This window comes from Micromonospora sp. NPDC047793 (genome assembly GCF_040642635.1).
GTDB lineage: Bacteria > Actinomycetota > Actinomycetes > Mycobacteriales > Micromonosporaceae > Micromonospora.
Genome location: NZ_JBEYSG010000001.1, coordinates 224,294 through 241,786, shown reverse-complemented (window position 1 = coordinate 241,786; position 17,493 = coordinate 224,294). Strand labels below are relative to the sequence as shown.

Here is a 17,493-nt window from a genome sequence, read left to right as displayed (position 1 = left end):
CCTGGCCGGTCAGCGGGGCGCCGGGATCTCCACGCCGAGCACCGCCTGCTCGTCGGGGCGGTGCACCAGCACGTCGCCGAGGAACGAGTGCACGGCGTGCCGCATGCCGACGTCCCGCCCGGCCTCCTCGGAGAGCAGCCACTTGTGCTCGATGATCTGCGCGAACAGCTCCTGCGGCTCCAGCTTGCGCCGCAGGTGCGCGGGCACGGCGCGGACCACCGGCTCGAACACCTCGGTCAGCCAGCGGTGCGCGGCCTGCTGCTCGTCGATCAGGTCGCTCTCCGCCCGGTACGCGTCGAGGTCGTTGAGCAGCCGGCGGGCCTGGTTCTCCTCGGCGTCCAGACCGGTGAGCCGGAGCAGCCGCCGGTGGTGGTAGCCGGCGTCGACCACCTTCGGCCGGATGAGGTACCGCCCGTTGTCGATCGTCGACATGGCCACCTCGGCCACGTCGAAGCCCATCTCGTTGAGTCGCCGGATCCGGCCCTCGACGTCGTGCCGACCGTCCCGCTCCACCTGCTGCTCGTAGGTGATCTCGTGCCAGAGCCGCTCGTACCGCTGCACGACCTCCTCGCAGACCACCTCCGGGTCGATCGAGTCGTGCAGCAGGCCGGCAGCGGCGAGGTCGAGCGCCTCGCCGAAGATGTTGACCCGGGCGATCTCCAGGTCCTCGCCACGCTGGCCGTTGGAGAGCGCGCTGCGCAGCGCCCCGGTCTCCGCGTCGACCAGGTACGCGGCGAACGCGCCCGCGTCCCGCCGGAACAGCGTGTTCGACAGCGAGCAGTCGCCCCAGAAGAAGCCGGTCAGGTGCATCCGGACCAGCAGCGCGGCGAGCGCGTCCAGCAGCCGGCCCATCGTCTCCGGCCGCAGCGTGTGCGAGAACAACGCCCGGTACGGCAGGGAGAACTGGAGGTGCCGGGTGATCAGCACCGGGTCGAGCGGCTCACCGGCGTCGGACTGCCGGTCGGCGACGATCGCCACCGCCTGCACCGACGGGAAGTCGATCCGTTCCAGCGCCCGCAGCAGGTCGTACTCCCGCTCGGCCACCCGCTCGCCGGTCTCCTTGACCGCGTAGACGAACCCGCCGAGGCGGACGAAACGCACCACGTGCCGGGAGATGCCCTGCGGAAGTGCGACCAGATGTTCGGCCGGCCACTCCTCCAACGGTGTCGACCAGGGCAGGTCGAGCAACGCCGGGTCTACGAGGGCCGAAGTGATCCGCACGGCGTCAAGTCTGACGGCTCGCCGCCCGGAACGCTCCCCCGCGTGGTCGGCCCCACAGTGCCGGGACGGAGGCGCGGTCGATCCACCCCGACGGCCCGGTAGCGTGGCGGGGTGCGGGAAACGACACCCCGGAGGCTGCGCCCGGCGCCGGTACGCCCGGCCGGCTGGTGGTGCGACGCCCTGCTGATCGCCGGGTTCGCGGCGCTGACCGCCGTGCTCGCCACCGGCCGGTTCTACGGCCTCGACCTCGCGGTGAGCGAGTGGGCCTTCGCTCACGCACCCAACCCGCTGTACTGGATCGCCCGAGCGTTCAACCTGCTCGGTCAGGGTGGTGGGCTGCTGCTGCCGCTCTCCGGCGGACTCGCGGTGGCGGTGGCCTGGCGACGCCGTACGATCCGGCCGTTCCTGTTGGTGGGTGCCGCTCTCGTGGTCACCACGCTGACGATCGGTCCGCTCAAGCTCTGGACCGACCGGGCCGCCCCGACCGCCTCGGTCAAGGAGCCGTTCCTGGCACCGGAGGAGGCGGTGCGGATCTTCCACGAGCTGCCACCGGACGCCTACTCGCTGTCGTACCCGTCGGGCCACGTCGCGAACGCGATCGTCTGGTACGGCGTGATCGCCGCACTGCTGCTCGCGCTGACCGCCGGCCGGCTCCGGACCGGGCTCTACCGACTGGTCCGGTACGCGCCCCCGGCGATCCTGCTGGTCACCACCACGTACCTGAACTTCCACTGGCTCACCGACGGGCTCGCCGCCCTGCTGCTGGGCCTGCTGCTGGACCGGCTGCTGCACCGGGTGCCCTGGGACGGGTTGCCGCTCCCCGAACGGCTACGCCACTGGAGCGCTCCGTTCACCGAACGCCCCTAGGCTGCGGGCCGTGGAACGGTTGGTGCGGCGGCTGGGCGTACCGGATGCGGTCGTCATCGGTCTGGGCTCGATGCTCGGCGCGGGCGTCTTCGTGGTCTTCGCTCCGGCCGCCGCGGCAGCCGGCGGCACCGGACTGCTGGTCGCGCTGGCGCTGGCCGGTGCGGTGGCGTTCTGCAACGCGACCAGCTCGGCCCGACTGGCGGCCCGCTACCCGGAGTCCGGCGGCACCTACGTCTACGGGCGGGAACGGCTCGGCCCGTTCGCCGGGTTCGTCGCCGGCTGGGGGTTCGTGGTCGGCAAGACGGCGAGTTGCGCGGCGATGGCGCTGACCGTCGGGGCGTACCTCTGGCCCGGACAGGCCCGGCTCGTGGCCGTCGCCGCCGTCGTCGCGGTGACCGGCGTGAACCTGCGCGGCGTCGCCAAGACCGCCACCGCCACCCGGCTTCTGGTGCTGGTCGTGCTGGCGGTGCTGGCTGTGGTGGCGGTGGCCGGCGCGACCGGCGTCCAGCTCGCTCGGATCGACCAGCCCGGCGGCTCCGCGCGCGGCGTGCTCACCGCCGCCGGCCTGCTCTTCTTCGCCTTCGCCGGGTACGCCCGGATCGCCACCCTCGGCGAGGAGGTCCGGGAGCCGGAGCGGACCATCCCCCGGGCGGTGCCGCTGGCGCTCGGCCTGGTGCTGGTGGTCTACCTGGTGCTGGCCGTGATCGCACTCGGTGTGCTCGGGCCGGACCGGCTCGCCGGGTCGACCGCACCGCTGGCCGACGTGGTGAGCGCCGCCGGGCTGCCCGGCCTGGCCTGGGTGGTCCGCGCCGGGGCGACCGTCGCGGTGACCGGGGTGCTGCTGTCCCTGCTGGCCGGGGTGGGTCGCACCACGCTGGCGATGGCCCGCCGCCGCGACCTGCCCGCCGCCCTGGCCACCGTGCACCCCGTACACCGGGTGCCGCACCGCGCCGAACTGGCCGTCGCCGCCGTGGTGATCCTGGTGGTGGCGCTCGGTGACGTCCGGGCCGCGATCGGCTTCTCCAGCGTCACCGTGCTGGTCTACTACGCGATCACCAACGCGGCGGCGCTGACCCTCGGCCGGGACCCGGAGCGGAGACTGCCGGTGCGGGCCCTCGCCGTGCTGGGGCTGGTCGGCTGTGTCCTGCTCGCGGTCAACCTGCCGCTGACCAGCGTGCTCGCCGGCCTCGGCGTACTCGCCCTCGGCGCCGCCTGGTACGCGCTGCGCCCCACCCGCGCCTGACCCGAGCTGCTCACTCGGTGGTGGCCGGTGCCGTCACTCCTCGGCCTCGCGCGGCACCGGTGGGCCGGTCGGTGCCGGCGGCTCCGGCTCGGGTGGAGCGACCTCGCGGAGCAGGGAGTTCAGCCCGGCCCGGCGGGCCATCACGGTCAGCCGGTCCCCCGCCGAGACCATCATCCGCCGGTCCGGTGACCAGTCGAGACGCTGCCCGACCCGGGCGTGCGCGAGCAACCGGACGCTGCCCGGTCGGCCGACGCTGGCGAGTGTCCGGCCGTCCAGCCTCGAACCGGCCGCCACCGCGACCTCGGTGACCAGCAGCGCGTGCCGGCCGACCGGGATGGTGGCGATCACCGCGCGGTCCAGCAGGGCCGCCGCGAACGACGGTGCCGCCAGATAGGAGACGCTGCGGGAGGTGCCGATGCCGAAGGCCCGCTGCACCCGCTCGGCGAAGTCGCCGTCGAAGAGCCGCAGCACCACCCGGAGCTGGTCGTTCACCGTCCGGCCGTTCAGCGCCGCCCGCAGGTTGGCGCCGTCGTCGGTGGAGACCACCACCAGCGCCTGGCAGGTGGCGATCGAGGCGGCGCGCAGCGTCTCCTCCTGCGCCGCGTCGCCCACCACCAGCGGTACGCCCAGCCGCCGGGCCAACCCGGCACCCCGGGCGTCGGCGTTGCTGTCGATCGCGACCACCTCGACGCCGAAGTCGTTGAGCTGGGCCATCACCCGGGTGCCGATGTTGCCCAGGCCGACCACCACGACGTGCCCGGAACGCTCGACAAAGTTCCGCCCGGCGTGCAGGGCCAGCCTCGCCCGGACCACACCGTCGACGACCACCGCCGTGATCAGCGGAATCAGGGCCACCCCGGCGAGGTTGAGCACCACCTGCATGACCTTCTCGGCCCTGTCCTTCTCGATGTCCGGGTCCTGCCCGGTGAGCGTGGTGACCATGGTCAGGTAGAGCGCATTGGCCCAGGAGACGTGAGCGGCGCGCCCGTAGAGGGCACCAAACGCGGCGATCACGGCGAGCAGCACGAACACCGCGATGCCGATCTTGCGGGTGGCGAAGCCGCGTACGGCCCCGAGCAGCATCGCCACCGGGCGCCGTCGACGCCGGGCCCGGACCAGCCGGCGGGCGGCCAACTCGGTGCCGGCCGGGCGGCCGACGGCCTCCGCGAGCACCACGTCGGCGTCCTCGTCGTCGGCGGGAAGCACCAGGTCCTGCTGGGGGTCGCGGGTGTCGGCCACCCCGCAGACGATCTCGCTCGGGCGGACGTCGTCGCGGCGGGCCACGTACAGGGTGCGCCCGCCGTGTCGGAAGTGCGTCGGCGCGACCTCGCCGAGCGCGGCGGCCACGAAGGCCGGGGCGGCCATCGAGGCGTCGGAGAGCACCGACGAGTCGGGGAAGATCTGCCGTACGCCGTTGGCCAGGCCGGTGTTGAACATCCGCACGACCAGCCGCAGCCGGGGCTCGACCTCCTGCGCGCAGAGGGCGGCCTGCATGTTGCCCACGTCATCCTGGTGCAACAGGGCCAACCCGGCCGCGCCGGCCAACCCGGCCCGGCGGAACGTCGCCTCGTCCAGCCGGTCGGCCGGGACCACCTCGATGCCGGGCAGGTCACGCCCGTCCGGGCCGGGCGACCGCTGCCGCTCGGGCACGACGAGGGTGATCCTCAACCGCCCGGTCTGCGTCTCGCTGGCCAGCATCGCCCGCACCACCCAGTACGCCAGCGGATCCTGGCCGCAGACCACGTAGTGCGCCCGTGGCTCGCCGTTGACCCGCAACCGGCGGCCTGCCCGCCGGGCGCGATCGATCAGCGGCTCCGCCATGCTTCGCATGGTAAACAGCCGGTCGCAGTCCGCGCAGCCCCGCGACGATCATGAAGACCCCTGCCCGGCATGTCCGGGTCGAGGACGGGTACGGCAAGCCCCATGCAGACCTTCCTGCCGTACCCGGACTTCCTGGCCAGCGCCCACGTGCTGGACCAACGGCGGCTCGGCAAGCAGCGGGTGGAGGCGATCCAGGTGCTGCGTGGACTGACCCGCCCCGGGTACGGCTGGCGGCACCACCCCGCGGTGAAGATGTGGACCGGCTACGAGGAGGCCCTCACCCGGTACGGCCTGGACGTCTGCGCGGTCTGGAGCGCCACCGGACGGGCCGACACCTGCGCCACCACGCTGACCGTCGACCTCGCCGACGCCCGGGACATCACGCGGGTCCGTACCCAGCAGGAGCTGGCCGAGGCGGGTGAGCTGCCGCCCTGGCTCGGTCGCGCCGACCTGCACCTGAGCCACCGCTCGTCGCTGCTGCGCAAGGATCCCACGCACTACCGCCCGATCTTCGGGGACGACACCCCCATCGACGTCGAGTACGTCTGGCCCGACTCCGACCGCCGCCCCACCGTGTAAGGAAGGGCCCCCTGCTATCGCCTCGTGTATTACAGGGGTCCCCTCCTTACACTTCGGGCGCTGCCGACCGCGTCGGGCAGACTGTGGGGCGATCGGGAGGTGCGGTGTGAAGCTGTCTCAGGTGTTCGGTCGGCTCATCGGCGTACGGCCGCACCAGGTGGACCCGGGCGGCGGTGGCGCGACCCGGGTGCCGCGTCCCGTGCAGGCGGTCGTGGTCGGTGGCGGCATCGCCGGCATGTCGGCGGCGGTGGTGCTCGCCGAACGCGGTGTCGAGGTGACGGTGCTGGAGGCCGCGCCGACGCTCGGCGGCCGGCTCGGCGCCTGGCCCGACGCGCTCGCCGACGGCACCCCGCAGGTCGACGAACACGGCTTCCACGCCTTCTTCCGGCAGTACTACAACTGGCGCAACATCCTGCGTCGGGTCGATCCGACGCTGCGGTTCCTGCGCCCGATGCCCGGTTACCCGGTGCTCAGCGCGCAGTGGCCGACCGAGGAGTTCGGACGGTTGCCACCCGCCCCGCCGGCCAACCTGCTCACCCTGCTCGCCCGCAGCCCCAGCCTGCGGCTGCGTGACCTGCGCACGATGGACCGGGACGCCGCCCTGCCGCTGCTGACCTACCACCCGGAGCGCACCTACGCCGAGTTCGACCACCGCACCGCCGACGAGTTGCTCACCTCGCTGCGGCTGCCGGACCGCGCCCGGGCCATGCTCTTCGAGGTCTTCTCGCACTCGTTCTTCAACCACGAGGCGCAGATGTCGGCCGCCGAGATGATCGCGCAGTTCCACTTCTATCTGCTCGGCAACCCCGAGGGGCTGGCCTTCGACTGCCCGGACGAGGACTACGCCACCGCGATCTGGCAGCCGCTGACCCGGTACGTGGAACGCCACGGCGGTCGCGTCCGCACCCGTGTCGCGGCGACCGCGCTGGACCGTGAGGGCACCGGCTGGCGGGTACGCACCACCGACGGCTCGTACCCGGCCCGGCACGTGGTGCTGGCCCTCGACCCGCCGGCCCTGGCCGACCTGGTCGCTGCCGCACCGGCACTGGCCGAGGAGGCACCGACGCTGGCGGCGGCGATGCCCGCGTACGGTCGGCCCGGCCCGCCGTACGCGGTGGCGAGGCACTGGTGCGACGGGGACGTGGACCCGGGTCGGGCGACCTTCAACGGGGTGTCCCGGCAGGCCACCCTGGACTCGGTGACGCTGTACCACCGGTTGGAGGAGGAGCCGCGACGCTGGGCCGCGCAGACCGGCGGCTCGGTGATCGAGCTGCACGCGTACGCCTGCGATCCGGACGTGCCCGCCGACGAGGTGGCCGACCGGATGTGGGCCGAGCTGGGCGCGCTCTGGCCGGAGGCGCACCGGCTGCGGGTCCGCGAGCGGCGTGCCCGGGTCGAGGCCAAGGCCCCCGCCTTCACCCCCGGCAGTCATCCCGGCCGGCCCGGGGTACGCACCGAGGCCGCCGGGCTCTACCTGGCCGGCGACGGCATCCGCACCGACTTCCCCAGCGCGCTGATGGAACGGTCCGCGGCCACCGGCATCCTGGCCGCCAACCACATCCTGCGGGCCGAGGGGGGCGCGGCCGAGCCGATCCACTCGGTACGCCCCCGAGGTCTGCTCGCCCGTCCCTGAGCCGTCGGTTCTCGCCCGCCCCCTGACCGGCAGGATCAGGGCGAGCGGGTCGCGGCGGCCGGGTCAGGGCGAGCAGGTCGGCGCGGCCGGGCCAGCACCGGCAAGTCAGGGCGAGCCGGTCAGGCCGAGCAGCTCAGGCGGGCGGGTCAGCCGGCAGTAGGCGGGGTCCAGCCGAACCGGGCCGGACGCCGTTCGTGGAAGGCCGCGACGCCCTCCCGAGCCTCGCCGCTGTCCCGCGCCTGCCCGTGCCACCAGGCGACGCGGTCCGCGTCGGCCCGACCGTCCACGATCTCCTTGGCGGCGGCGACGCTGAGCTGTGAACGCTCGGCGATCGTCGCGGTGAGTGCGTCGACCCGGGCGGCCAGACCGTCGCCGGGCAGCACCTCGTCCACCAGGCCGGTCCGCAGCGCCCGGCCGGCGTCGACCAGCTCACCGGTGAAGAGCAGGTGTTTGGCCGTCGACGGGCCGACCAGCCGGGTCAGCCGTCGGGTGGCCGGCGCCGGATAGACCAGGCCGAGCCGCGCAGGCGGTACGCCGAACCGCGCGTCATCGGCGGCCAGCCGCAGGTCACAGGCGACGGCGAGCAGGCAGCCGCCGCCGACGCAGGCACCCTGCACCGCGGCGACGGTCGGCTTGGCGACGTCGGCCAGCCGTTGCTCCGCCACGTCCACCACGTTGCCGTCACCGGGGTCCAGCACCTCGTCGAGGTCACCCAGATCGGCACCGGCGCAGAAGGTGCCGTCCGCGCCGGTGAGCACCAGGACGCGTACCGCCGGATCGGCCTCCAGGCCGTCGAGCAGCACCGGCAGCTGCCGCCACATCGCCGTCGTCATCGCGTTGCGGCGACCCGGGTTGCGGATCACCACCGTGGCCACCGGGCCGGTCACCTCGACCACGAGTTCCGCGTCCGCCACCGTCCACCCCCTCCTGCCGACGGCCTGAGGGTAACCCGCACCGCCGCCGGGCCCGTCGGCCGTCCGGTGACCCGAGGTGTACGCCTGGTAGCTGCCCGGCATTCACCGGCGGGCCGCCCACGCCTGACAGCGTCGTCCTGCGCGCACCTCCCACCCGGCCCGAGCGAGCAGGTGAGCATGGTTTCCACACCCCAGGTCAGCGTGGTCGTGCCGACCTTCGCCCGGCCCGCGTTGGTGACCCGCGCGGTCCGCAGCGTCCTCGCCCAGACCGTGACCGACATCGAGGTCATCGTGGTCGTCGACGGACCGGACGCCGCCACCGGCGCGGCCCTCGCCGAGATCGGCGACCCCCGGGTACGCGTGGTGGAGCTGCCCGGCCGGGGCGGCGCGCCGAACGCCCGCAACAGCGGCGTACGCGAGGCCCGCGCGCCGTGGACGGCACTGCTCGACGATGACGACGAATGGCTGCCCACCAAGCTCGCCGTCCAGCTCGACCTGGCCCGACGCACCCGCGTGCCCAGCCCGGTCGTGGCCAGCCGTCTGATCAACAAGACGCCCCGGGCGGAGTTCGTGCTGCCCCGCCGCCTCCCCGAGCCGGGCGAGCCGATCAGCGAGTACCTGACCGTGCGCCGGGGCCTGTTCCACGGTGACGGCTTCATCCAGACCTCGACGATCATGGCACCGACCGAGTTGCTGCGCCGGGTCCCGTTCACCGTCGGCCTACGCCGGCAGCAGGAACTCGACTGGACCGTCCGCGCCACCGGCCACCCCGACGTCGCACTGGTCTTCGCCGCCGAACCGCTGGTGCTGTGGCACCAGGACGAGGACCGTCCCCGGATCAGCCTCAGCTCGCCGTGGGAGGCGCAACTCGCCTGGCTGCGCGGCATCCGGCCGCTGATCACCCCGCGCGCGTACGCGGCGATCACGATGAGCATCATCAGCTCGATGGCCGCGCCCACCCGCAGTCTCCGGGTCTTCCGCCTGCTGCTGGCCGAAGCACACCGGCACGGCGACCCGGGGCTGGTCGACTACCTCACGTTCGCGCAGATCTGGCTGATCCCACCATCCCTGCGCCACCGGGTACGCGATCGCATCCTCGGCCGTCGACCCGTACGCCCCGTCCCTGCCCCGCCTCCCACCTCGGACCCGGTGGCGGCGGAGCCCGGAGCCGATGTCCGGCGATAGGGTCGTGGTGGTCTGGCGGAGTTGCCTGCTGCCCGGGTCGGAGACGTTCGTCCGCCACCAGGCCGACGCGCTGCCCACCTGGCGCGCGGTCCACCTGGGTGCGGTCCGGATCGACTCGCCGTTGAGCCGGGACACCGACGTCCTGCTCTGCCCGGACACCCCCCGTGGCCGCCGGGACTGGCTGCGGCTCCGGCTGACCGGCGAGCTGCCCCGCCTGCACCGGATGCTGGCCCGGCTCCGGCCCGACGTGGTCCACGCCCACTTCGGCGGAGACGGCTGGCTGGTCAGCCGCACCGCGACCCGGCTCGGCATCCCGCTGGTGATCACCCTGCACGGGCTGGACGTCACCCGACAGCCGTCCACCCCGGGTTGGCGGGGCACCCGCCACCGACGTCACCTCCGGACCGCCTTCGACCGGGCCGCGATGATCCTGGCCGTCTCCGGCCCGATCCGCGACCGGGCGCTGGAGCTGGGCGCGGACCCGACCAAGGTACGTGTCCACCACACCGGCGTACCCGTACCGGCCGAGCCGCCCAACGGCCCCAAGAACTGGGACGTCGTCTTCGTCGGCCGCTTCGTCGAGAAGAAGGGCGTGGACGACCTCGTCGAGGCCGTGAGCCTGCTCGACGATCTGCGCCCCCGGGTACTGCTCATCGGCACCGGTCCACTGCACGCCCACGTACGCGCCCAGGCCGAGCGGTCGGGAGTGGACGCCACCTTCGCCGGGGCACTGCCACCGGACGAGGTGATGCGACACATCGCCGGATCCCGGGTGCTCGCCGCCCCGTCCCGTACCGCCGCCGACGGCGACACCGAGGGGCTTCCCACCACGATCCTGGAGGCGGCGAGTCTGGGCGTACCGGTGGTGTCGACGTACCACAGCGGCATCCCCGAAGCGGTCACGCACGAGGTGAACGGCCTGCTCGGACCCGAGGCCGATCCACCCGCTCTCGCCGCCAACCTCCGTCGGCTCCTCACCGACACACGCCTACGCCACCGTCTCGGTGACCACGCCCACCGTCACGCCGCCACCCGCTTCGACCTCCACCGCCAAACCCGCGCCCTGGAATCCCTCTACGCCGCCCTCCGCTGACCTCGTCGCCCCGCCCCCGCCCCCCTCTTCCCTCGGCGATCATGGAGTGGTGGTAGGCGATACGCACCTTTGAGCCCTCTTTGCACTGACCACCACTCCATGATCGGCGGAATCCGGGCGGCGCGGGGCGGACGGGATCGCGCGGGCGGGGCGGGTGGGTGGGTGGGTGGGGTGGGGTGGGGTCAGGTGGGGTGGCGGAGGTGGTGGAGGGCGGTGCGGGCGGTACGACGGGCGGTGCGGGCACCGGCGAGCAGGATTCGGCCGGCACGGGCGGTCGGGGTGCCACTCACCAGCGAGACGATCCGCCGCAACCGGGTCAACTCGCGGTCCCGCTCGGTCAGCGTCCGCTCGTACCACTGCGTCAGGGCACGGGCCTCGGCCACCTCCCGGGCCAGCTCGTCCCGGTCGACGAGCAGTTCCCGCCACCCCCCTGCGACCGCCTGCGCACGGTCGTCGGCGAACGGCACCGGATCCCGCCCCGCCAGGGTGGCCAGAGTGGACGTCAGCTCACCGGCCGGCCAGAGGTACGCCAGCCCGGCATCGATCATCCGGGACGCCAACCGGCGCAACACCACGTCCGACCCGACCTCCCGCGACTCCCCCTCCACCGGCCCGGTCGGGGACTCGGTGCGGCCCGTCGCCTCGGCGTACGCCCGCCGGACCACCTCGGTCGGCTCGGCCGCCGTCACGGCGTGCCAGGCACCGTGCGGTGGGACCACCACCTGGTCCGCCGGCACGTCCGCGAGCGGACCGGCCTGCCAGGCGGTCAACAGCGCACGCAGCGCGGGCACCTCCCGCCGCGCCGTCGCGGCAAGCACCAGATCCTCGGCGGTACGCCCCGACGGCACCACCGCCCCGTCGGCGTACCGCCATCCGCCAGCCGGACCACGGTGGACCTCTCGCCCCCGCCGGCCGCCCCAGCTCAGCACCGCCGCCGGCGGTCGACTCCCGACCGGATCGGCGCCCTCGTCCGAGTCGTCATGCCGTTCCGGAGTGGTGTTGGTGTTGGTGTTGGTGCCGGCGAGTCGCTCGGCCAGCACCACCCAGCCGGGGGCCAGCTCCGTGGCGCCCCCGTGCCGGAGCGCCACCACGGCCAACCGCGCCGGATCGGCGAGCGGCGGCACGGATCGGCCCAGTTCGGCGAGCGGGCCCAGTTCGGCGGGCGGCGGCACGGAAGGCCCCGGATCGGTCGCGCTCAGGGCTGCCTGGAGAAAGCCGGTCAGGTCGGTGTCGGCCAGCAGGTCGGTACCGAGCAGGGCGGTCGGCGTACGCGGGCCGGGGAACGTGGCCCAGGTGCCGACGGTCCACAGACCGGACGCGGCCAGCCGGTCCCGCAGCCGGGGCAGGCCGCCAGGGCGGGTGTGGTCGTACTCCTCCGGCGCGGTCCAGTCGGAGTCGGTGCGTTCCGGCGGCGGCCACGGCAGCCGGTGCAGCCCGAGGAGGTTCTCCGCTCCGAGCAGCAGTCGACCGGTGGGGCGCAGCATCGACACCAGCAGGTCGAACAGGTCCGTCCAGCTCAGATCCGACCCTTCGACCGAGGTGAGCCGACCCAGGCCGTCCAGGGCGACCAGGGTGTCGTACTGCGGCGAGGCGGGCAGCTTCTCGGGGCTGCCGCAGTACACCTGGACTTCCGGCCGATCGGCGTACCGGGTGGTCAGTGTCTCGGCGTCCGGCAGCCCGCGTACCAGGATCGTCAGGTCGGGCGACGGCACCGCGTCGAGCAGGTCGGGGTGGTGCGGGCCGACCACCAGGGTGCGTCCGCCGACGGCGGTCAGCAGCCCGGTCAACGTCGGACCGCCCACCGGGCCGGGGCCACGCGATCCGTCGAGGTCCGACCAGGCGAGCATCTCGCCGCCGAGCAGGCGCGGGCTTCCGGAGGTCATACCGGAGCCGGTACGACGGCAGGGTGCGGCCAGCGGAACAGGTGGCGCATCTCGGCGGGGGTGAGCAGGCGGTCGGCACCCAGCTCGGCGTCGGCCAGTTCGCGGGCGACGGTCACCTCGACCCGGGAGCCGTGCAGGTCGGCCCACTGGCGACGGATGCGTGGCTGGCCGCCCCAGACGGGAGTCTCCCCGGCCAGTTCCATCGGGTCGCCGTACACGGCGGGCTCGCAGCCGGCCAGGACGCCGTAGAGGATCGCGCTGCACAGCCGGTTGGAGGCGACCCGCCGGTGCCGGCGCAGTTCGGTGAGCTGCCGGCCGAGGAACTCCGGGTCGAGGTCGGTCCACCGGCCACCCCGGTAGCCGTGGCAGACGACCCGGAACCCGGCCCGCTCGTAGTACGTGCGGACCCGCTTCGACCGGTGCTCCTGCCAGTAGAGGCAGACCGTCACCGGGCCCGGCTCCACGGCCCGGATCTCGTCGACCAGCCGGCCGTGGTCGCCGAGGATCCGCTGTCCCTCCCAGCCGTGGAAGGGGTACCAGATGGTGCCCTCCCGCCGGGACGGCTCCTCGGGCGTCAGGGCGGCCAGGTACGCGAAGGGCGCGCCGACCACGTACGTCCGCCGGTGCCCGAGGGACCAGGCGCGTCGACGCGTCCGCTCGGACCAGAGGAACAACGGCACCCCGGGTACGAACTCGTGGTCGGGAGCCATCCCGTCGCCGATGTTCCAGCCGTGTTGCAGGTAACCGGGTACGCGGGGCGGCTCCCGGTCGTCGAGTCCGCAGTAGCGGGACAGCACGTGGGAGTGCCCGTAGTAGTGGTTCGCGTGGTGCACGGCGGTGGGTGTCCCTGGTGGTGGCGGGGGCGTTCAGGCGGACGGTAACCAGCCCGCCTGAACGCCCGGCCACGACGAGGTGTCGCCCGGTGTTCCGTGCGCGATACGGATGGAGCCCCCGGCCGGGATCGAACCGGCGACATCCCGCTTACAAGGCGGGTGCTCTGGCCAGCTGAGCTACAGGGGCGTTGTTTCCCGGTCAGCATAGCGACCGACGTCTGCTTTTCCCGCTCGGCAGGGGTCCCGAGCACGGGAAACGTCAACATCCCGACCCGCAGGCGTCGATTCGTGTCCGACCGTGCCCGAGTGACCGGAATGCGAATGCTCTCAGTCCCATGCATCGTCCCGAACCTTGGCATTGCGGCGAAAGCCGTTTACCGTGCATTGACACGGACGACACCGGGGTTCGCCTCACGTCGTCCGTCGCGCCGGTACGGGTCTCCTGTGCCGGTCGCTCCTTCACTCGGATCGTCCGGCACGTTCCTGCCGGTGAAAGGAAGCGCACCCCCTCATGGCTACGGTCACGTACGCGAAGGCGTCCCGGATCTACCCGGGCACCGAACGCCCCGCGGTCAACCAGCTCGACCTCCAGATCGGCGACGGGGAGTTCCTCGTCCTGGTCGGCCCCTCCGGTTGTGGTAAGTCCACCAGCCTGCGCATGCTCGCCGGCCTGGAGGACGTCGACGACGGCGCGATCTACATCGACGACCGGGACGTCACGCACCTCCCCCCGAAGGCCCGCGACATCGCGATGGTCTTCCAGAACTACGCCCTGTACCCGCACATGACGGTGTACGAGAACATGGCGTTCGCGCTCAAGCTGCGCAAGACCTCCAAGGCCGAGATCGACCGTCGGGTCAAGGAGGCGGCGGCGCTGCTCCAGCTGGAGGAGTACCTCAGCCGTAAGCCCAAGGCGCTCTCCGGTGGTCAGCGCCAGCGGGTCGCGATGGGCCGGGCCATCGTCCGGGAGCCCCAGGTCTTCCTCATGGACGAGCCGCTGTCGAACCTCGACGCCAAGCTCCGGGTGCAGACCCGTACCCAGATCGCCTCGCTGCAGGCCAAGCTCGGCGTCACCACCGTCTACGTGACGCACGACCAGGTCGAGGCCATGACCATGGGTCACCGGGTGGCGGTCATGCTCGACGGTGTGCTCCAGCAGGTGGACACCCCGCGTGCGCTCTACGACACCCCGGCCAACGTCTTCGTCGCCGGCTTCATGGGTTCGCCCGCGATGAACATCAAGACCGTGCCGCTCACCGAACAGGGCGCGGCGTTCGCCGAGCTGTTCGTCCCGCTGACCCGCGAGCAGGCCGAGGCGGCCCGCGCCGAGGGTGGCGACGGCAAGGTCACCGTGGGCTTCCGCCCGGAGGACTGCGACATCGTCAGCCCGACCGAGGGCGGCATGCCGGTCGTCGTCGAGCTGGTCGAGGACCTCGGTTCGGACGCCAACGTCTACGGGCACGCCGCCCTGGACGGCTCCTCCGAGCGCTTCGTGGTGCGGACCGACCGGCAGCACAGCCCGAACATGGGCGACACGATCTTCGTGAAGCCGCGTACCGGCCGCAGCCACGTCTTCCACGCCACCAACGGCAAGCGGATCTGACGTAGCAACCGCGAAGGGGCGGCCCGCCGATCGGCGGGCCGCCCCTTCCGCGTACTCCTCGTGGCTCGTGACGGGGTCAGAGCTCGACGGCGCGGCGACGCGCCACCTCGGCGAGCGCCACCGCGGCGGCGACGCTCGCGTTGAGCGACTCCACCTCGGAGATCATCGGGATGCTCACCGTCAGGTCACAGGTCTGCCCGACCAACCGGGACAGCCCGCGCCCCTCCGAGCCGACCACCACGACCAGCGGGCCGACGGCGGCCTCCAGGTCGTAGAGGTCCGTCTCACCGTCGGCGTCCAGGCCGACGACCAGGAAACCGGCGTCCTGGCACGCCTTCAGCGAACGGGTCAGGTTGGTGACCTGCGCCACCGGCACCCGGGCCGCCGCGCCGGCACTGGTCCGCCAGGCGGTCGCGGTGATCCCGGCAGCCCGCCGCTCGGGTACGAACACACCCTGCGCGCCGAACGCGGCGGCCGAGCGGATCACCGCGCCGAGGTTGCGCGGGTCGGTGACGCCGTCCAGCGCCACCAGCAGCGGCGCCGCCTGCTCCACCGCCGCCGCGACCAGGTCCTCGAACGGCTGGTACGCGAACGGCGGCACCTGGAGGCCGACGCCCTGGTGCAGCACGCCCCCGGTCATCCTGTCCAGCTCGGCGCGGCTGACCTCAAGGATCGCGATGCCCCGGTCGGCCGCCGTCCGGACGATCTCCTTCATCCGGTCGTCGACGTCGATGCCCTGCGCGGTGTAGAGCGCGGTGGCCGGCACCTGGGCGCGCAGCGCCTCCAGCACCGGGTTGCGCCCGACCAGCAGCTCCGGCGTGTCCTTCGCCGGGTTCGACTTGCGGCCCGGCGCGACCCGGGGGCCGCCACGCCCGGCGGGCTGCTTACCCCGGGCCGGTTTGGCCGCAGGGGTGCCCCGACCGCCGCCACGACCCCAGGTGGTGTCCTTGCTGCCGGGCTGGCCGATCTTGGGGGCGCGCCCCTCCTCGGCCGCCGCCCGACGCTCCTTCTCCTGCTTCCAGGCGGTGCGCTGGGGCAGCTTCTCGGTGCCCGAGTAACCCTTGTGCCAGGGACGTTCGTCGGCCGGCAGGGTCCGGCCACGCCCGGCGAGGGAGTCCCGGTTCTTGCCGCCGGAGCCCTTCGGGGCCCCCGCCTTCGACGTCATCCGCCGGCCACGGCGTTGCGAATTGCCGGCCATCAGTCATGTTCTCCAATTGTCCAACGCGGGCCCTGCGGGGTGTCCTCGACCACCACACCGGCTCGCTTGAGTTGATCCCGCAGCGCGTCGGCGGCGGCCCAGTCCTTGCGGACCCGGGCCTGTGCGCGCTGTTCGAGTGCCAGGGCGACCAGGGAGTCCACCACACCACGGAGGTCGCTCGCCCGGGCGCCGCCCGCCCACGCCGGGTCGAGCGGGTCGACGCCGAGGATATCCAGCATGGCCCGGACGTCGGCGAGCGTCGTGCGGACGGTCACATCGTCCGCGCACGCCAACGCGGAGTTGCCGTCGCGCAGCACGTCGTGCAGCACGGCCAGCGCGGCCGAGGTGTTGAGGTCGTCGTCCATCGCCGCCGCGAACGCCGCCGGCACCTCGCCGACCTGGCCGACCCCGACCCGTTCGACGGCCCGCTGGACGAAGCCCTCGATCCGCCGGTACGCGACCGCAGCCTCCCGCAACGCGTCCTCGGAGTAGTCGATCCGGGAGCGGTAGTGCGCGGCCACGTAGTAGTAGCGCAGCTCGACCGGGCGTACCCCGAGCGAGGCGACGTAGGCGAGGTCGAGGGTGTTGCCCAGCGACTTGCCCATCTTGGTCCCGCCGATGCCGAGCAGGCCGTGGTGCACCCAGTACCGGGCGAACGGCAGGTCGGCGGCCTGCGACTGGGCCAGCTCGTTCTCGTGGTGCGGGAAGATCAGGTCCAGCCCGCCGCCGTGGATGTCGAACTCGGCGCCGAGGTAGCGCCAGCACATCGCCGAGCACTCGATGTGCCAGCCGGGACGTCCCCGTCCCCACGGCGACGACCAGTAGGCGTCGGTCGGCTCGTCCGGTTTCGCACCCTTCCAGAGTGCGAAGTCACGCGGGTCCCGCTTGCCGCGTTCCGGGCCCTCGCAGGCGGAGAGCATGTCGTCCGGCGACTGGTTGGACAACGCGCCGTACGCCGACCAGGACCGCACGTCGAAGTAGACGTCCCCGGAGTCGTCGGTGGCCGGGTACGCGTGCCCCCGGTCGATCAACTCCGCGATGAGCTGGTGCATCTCCGGGATGTGCCCGGTGGCGCGCGGTTCGTAGGTCGGCGGCAGCACGTTCAACGCCCGGTACGCCTCGCCGAGCTTCAACTCGTTGGCGTACGCGATCGACCAGAACGGCTGCGCCTGCTCCTGCGCCTTGACCAGGATCTTGTCGTCGATGTCGGTCAGGTTGCGGACGAAGGTGACCTCGAAACCGGCGGCCAGCAGCCAACGCCGTAACACGTCGTAGTTGACGCCGGAACGGAGATGGCCGATGTGCGGCGGTGCCTGGAGGGTGAGACCACACAGGTAGACCCCCACCTTGCCGGCTTCCCGCGGGACGAAGTCCCGCACCGATCGGGTGGCGGTGTCATACAGGCGTAGCGTCACCGTAC

14 protein-coding genes and 1 tRNA gene are annotated in these 17,493 nt (G+C 73.0%); 7 read left to right on the top strand and 8 right to left on the bottom strand.

The genetic code is table 11. From position 1 onward, the window contains the following. Positions 1 to 9: 9 nt before the first annotated feature. A complete protein-coding gene (locus ABZ738_RS01070; RefSeq protein ID WP_131055663.1) occupies positions 10 to 1,221 on the bottom strand; it encodes a DUF4032 domain-containing protein in 1,212 nt (403 codons plus the stop codon). A 135-nt stretch (positions 1,222 to 1,356) separates the two neighbouring features. Between ABZ738_RS01070 and ABZ738_RS01065 the strand changes: the two genes are divergently transcribed. Together ABZ738_RS01065 and ABZ738_RS01060 are read left to right on the top strand one after the other, a co-directional pair. Beyond that, entirely contained in the window at positions 1,357 to 2,088 is a 732-nt protein-coding gene (locus ABZ738_RS01065; protein ID WP_357210907.1) for a phosphatase PAP2 family protein, read from the top strand. Positions 2,089 to 2,098: 10 nt separating this feature from the next. Then, positions 2,099 to 3,331: an APC family permease gene (locus ABZ738_RS01060; protein ID WP_357210218.1), complete on the top strand. Its 1,233-nt coding sequence runs from the start codon at positions 2,099 to 2,101 to the stop codon at positions 3,329 to 3,331. Positions 3,332 to 3,364: 33 nt separating this feature from the next. Here ABZ738_RS01060 and ABZ738_RS01055 read toward each other — a convergent pair whose 3' ends face one another. Then, a complete protein-coding gene (locus ABZ738_RS01055; protein WP_176095378.1) occupies positions 3,365 to 5,161 on the bottom strand; it encodes an NAD-binding protein in 1,797 nt (598 codons plus the stop codon). A gap of 93 nt (positions 5,162 to 5,254) precedes the next feature. Between ABZ738_RS01055 and ABZ738_RS01050 the strand changes: the two genes are divergently transcribed. Beyond that, a complete protein-coding gene (locus ABZ738_RS01050) occupies positions 5,255 to 5,731 on the top strand; it encodes an MSMEG_6728 family protein (protein ID WP_131055594.1) in 477 nt (158 codons plus the stop codon). Between the two features lie 106 nt (positions 5,732 to 5,837). Continuing rightward, the gene (locus tag ABZ738_RS01045) at positions 5,838 to 7,364 is read left to right on the top strand and encodes an FAD-dependent oxidoreductase (protein ID WP_131055592.1); all 1,527 of its coding nucleotides are present in this window, start codon (positions 5,838 to 5,840) and stop codon (positions 7,362 to 7,364) included. Positions 7,365 to 7,510: 146 nt separating this feature from the next. Here the strand turns inward: ABZ738_RS01045 and ABZ738_RS01040 are convergent, their stop codons facing one another. After that, positions 7,511 to 8,278, bottom strand: a complete 768-nt coding sequence (locus ABZ738_RS01040; RefSeq protein ID WP_236145930.1) for an enoyl-CoA hydratase/isomerase family protein — start codon at positions 8,276 to 8,278, stop codon at positions 7,511 to 7,513. A 177-nt stretch (positions 8,279 to 8,455) separates the two neighbouring features. Between ABZ738_RS01040 and ABZ738_RS01035 the strand changes: the two genes are divergently transcribed. Then, positions 8,456 to 9,463, top strand: a complete 1,008-nt coding sequence (locus ABZ738_RS01035) for a glycosyltransferase family 2 protein (protein WP_131055588.1) — start codon at positions 8,456 to 8,458, stop codon at positions 9,461 to 9,463. Beyond that, the gene (locus ABZ738_RS01030; protein WP_131055586.1) at positions 9,450 to 10,556 is read left to right on the top strand and encodes a glycosyltransferase; all 1,107 of its coding nucleotides are present in this window, start codon (positions 9,450 to 9,452) and stop codon (positions 10,554 to 10,556) included. Before ABZ738_RS01035 ends, ABZ738_RS01030 begins: the two co-directional genes overlap by 14 nt. A gap of 182 nt (positions 10,557 to 10,738) precedes the next feature. On the opposite strand, the gene ABZ738_RS01025 is transcribed toward ABZ738_RS01030, so the two are convergent. The 3 genes from ABZ738_RS01025 to ABZ738_RS01015 form a co-directional block, all read right to left on the bottom strand. Further along, positions 10,739 to 12,439 carry a hypothetical protein gene (locus tag ABZ738_RS01025; RefSeq protein ID WP_357210212.1) on the bottom strand — a complete coding sequence of 567 codons (1,701 nt, stop codon included), beginning with the start codon at positions 12,437 to 12,439 and terminating at the stop codon, positions 10,739 to 10,741. Further along, the gene (locus ABZ738_RS01020) at positions 12,436 to 13,272 is read right to left on the bottom strand and encodes a hypothetical protein (RefSeq protein ID WP_131051628.1); all 837 of its coding nucleotides are present in this window, start codon (positions 13,270 to 13,272) and stop codon (positions 12,436 to 12,438) included. The genes ABZ738_RS01025 and ABZ738_RS01020 overlap by 4 nt, the downstream gene beginning before the upstream one ends. 110 nt (positions 13,273 to 13,382) lie before the next feature. Next, a tRNA-Thr gene (locus tag ABZ738_RS01015) sits at positions 13,383 to 13,459 on the bottom strand. Between the two features lie 324 nt (positions 13,460 to 13,783). Here ABZ738_RS01015 and ugpC point away from each other — a divergent pair. After that, positions 13,784 to 14,875 carry a sn-glycerol-3-phosphate ABC transporter ATP-binding protein UgpC gene (gene ugpC, locus ABZ738_RS01010; RefSeq protein ID WP_131051629.1) on the top strand — a complete coding sequence of 364 codons (1,092 nt, stop codon included), beginning with the start codon at positions 13,784 to 13,786 and terminating at the stop codon, positions 14,873 to 14,875. A gap of 76 nt (positions 14,876 to 14,951) precedes the next feature. Here ugpC and rlmB read toward each other — a convergent pair whose 3' ends face one another. Both rlmB and cysS read right to left on the bottom strand, forming a co-directional pair. Beyond that, positions 14,952 to 16,073, bottom strand: a complete 1,122-nt coding sequence (rlmB, locus tag ABZ738_RS01005) for a 23S rRNA (guanosine(2251)-2'-O)-methyltransferase RlmB (RefSeq protein WP_357210208.1) — start codon at positions 16,071 to 16,073, stop codon at positions 14,952 to 14,954. Further along, positions 16,073 to 17,488, bottom strand: coding sequence for a cysteine--tRNA ligase (gene cysS / locus ABZ738_RS01000; protein WP_176095385.1), 1,416 nt, complete (start codon positions 17,486 to 17,488; stop codon positions 16,073 to 16,075). Before cysS ends, rlmB begins: the two co-directional genes overlap by 1 nt. Positions 17,489 to 17,493: the final 5 nt, after the last annotated feature.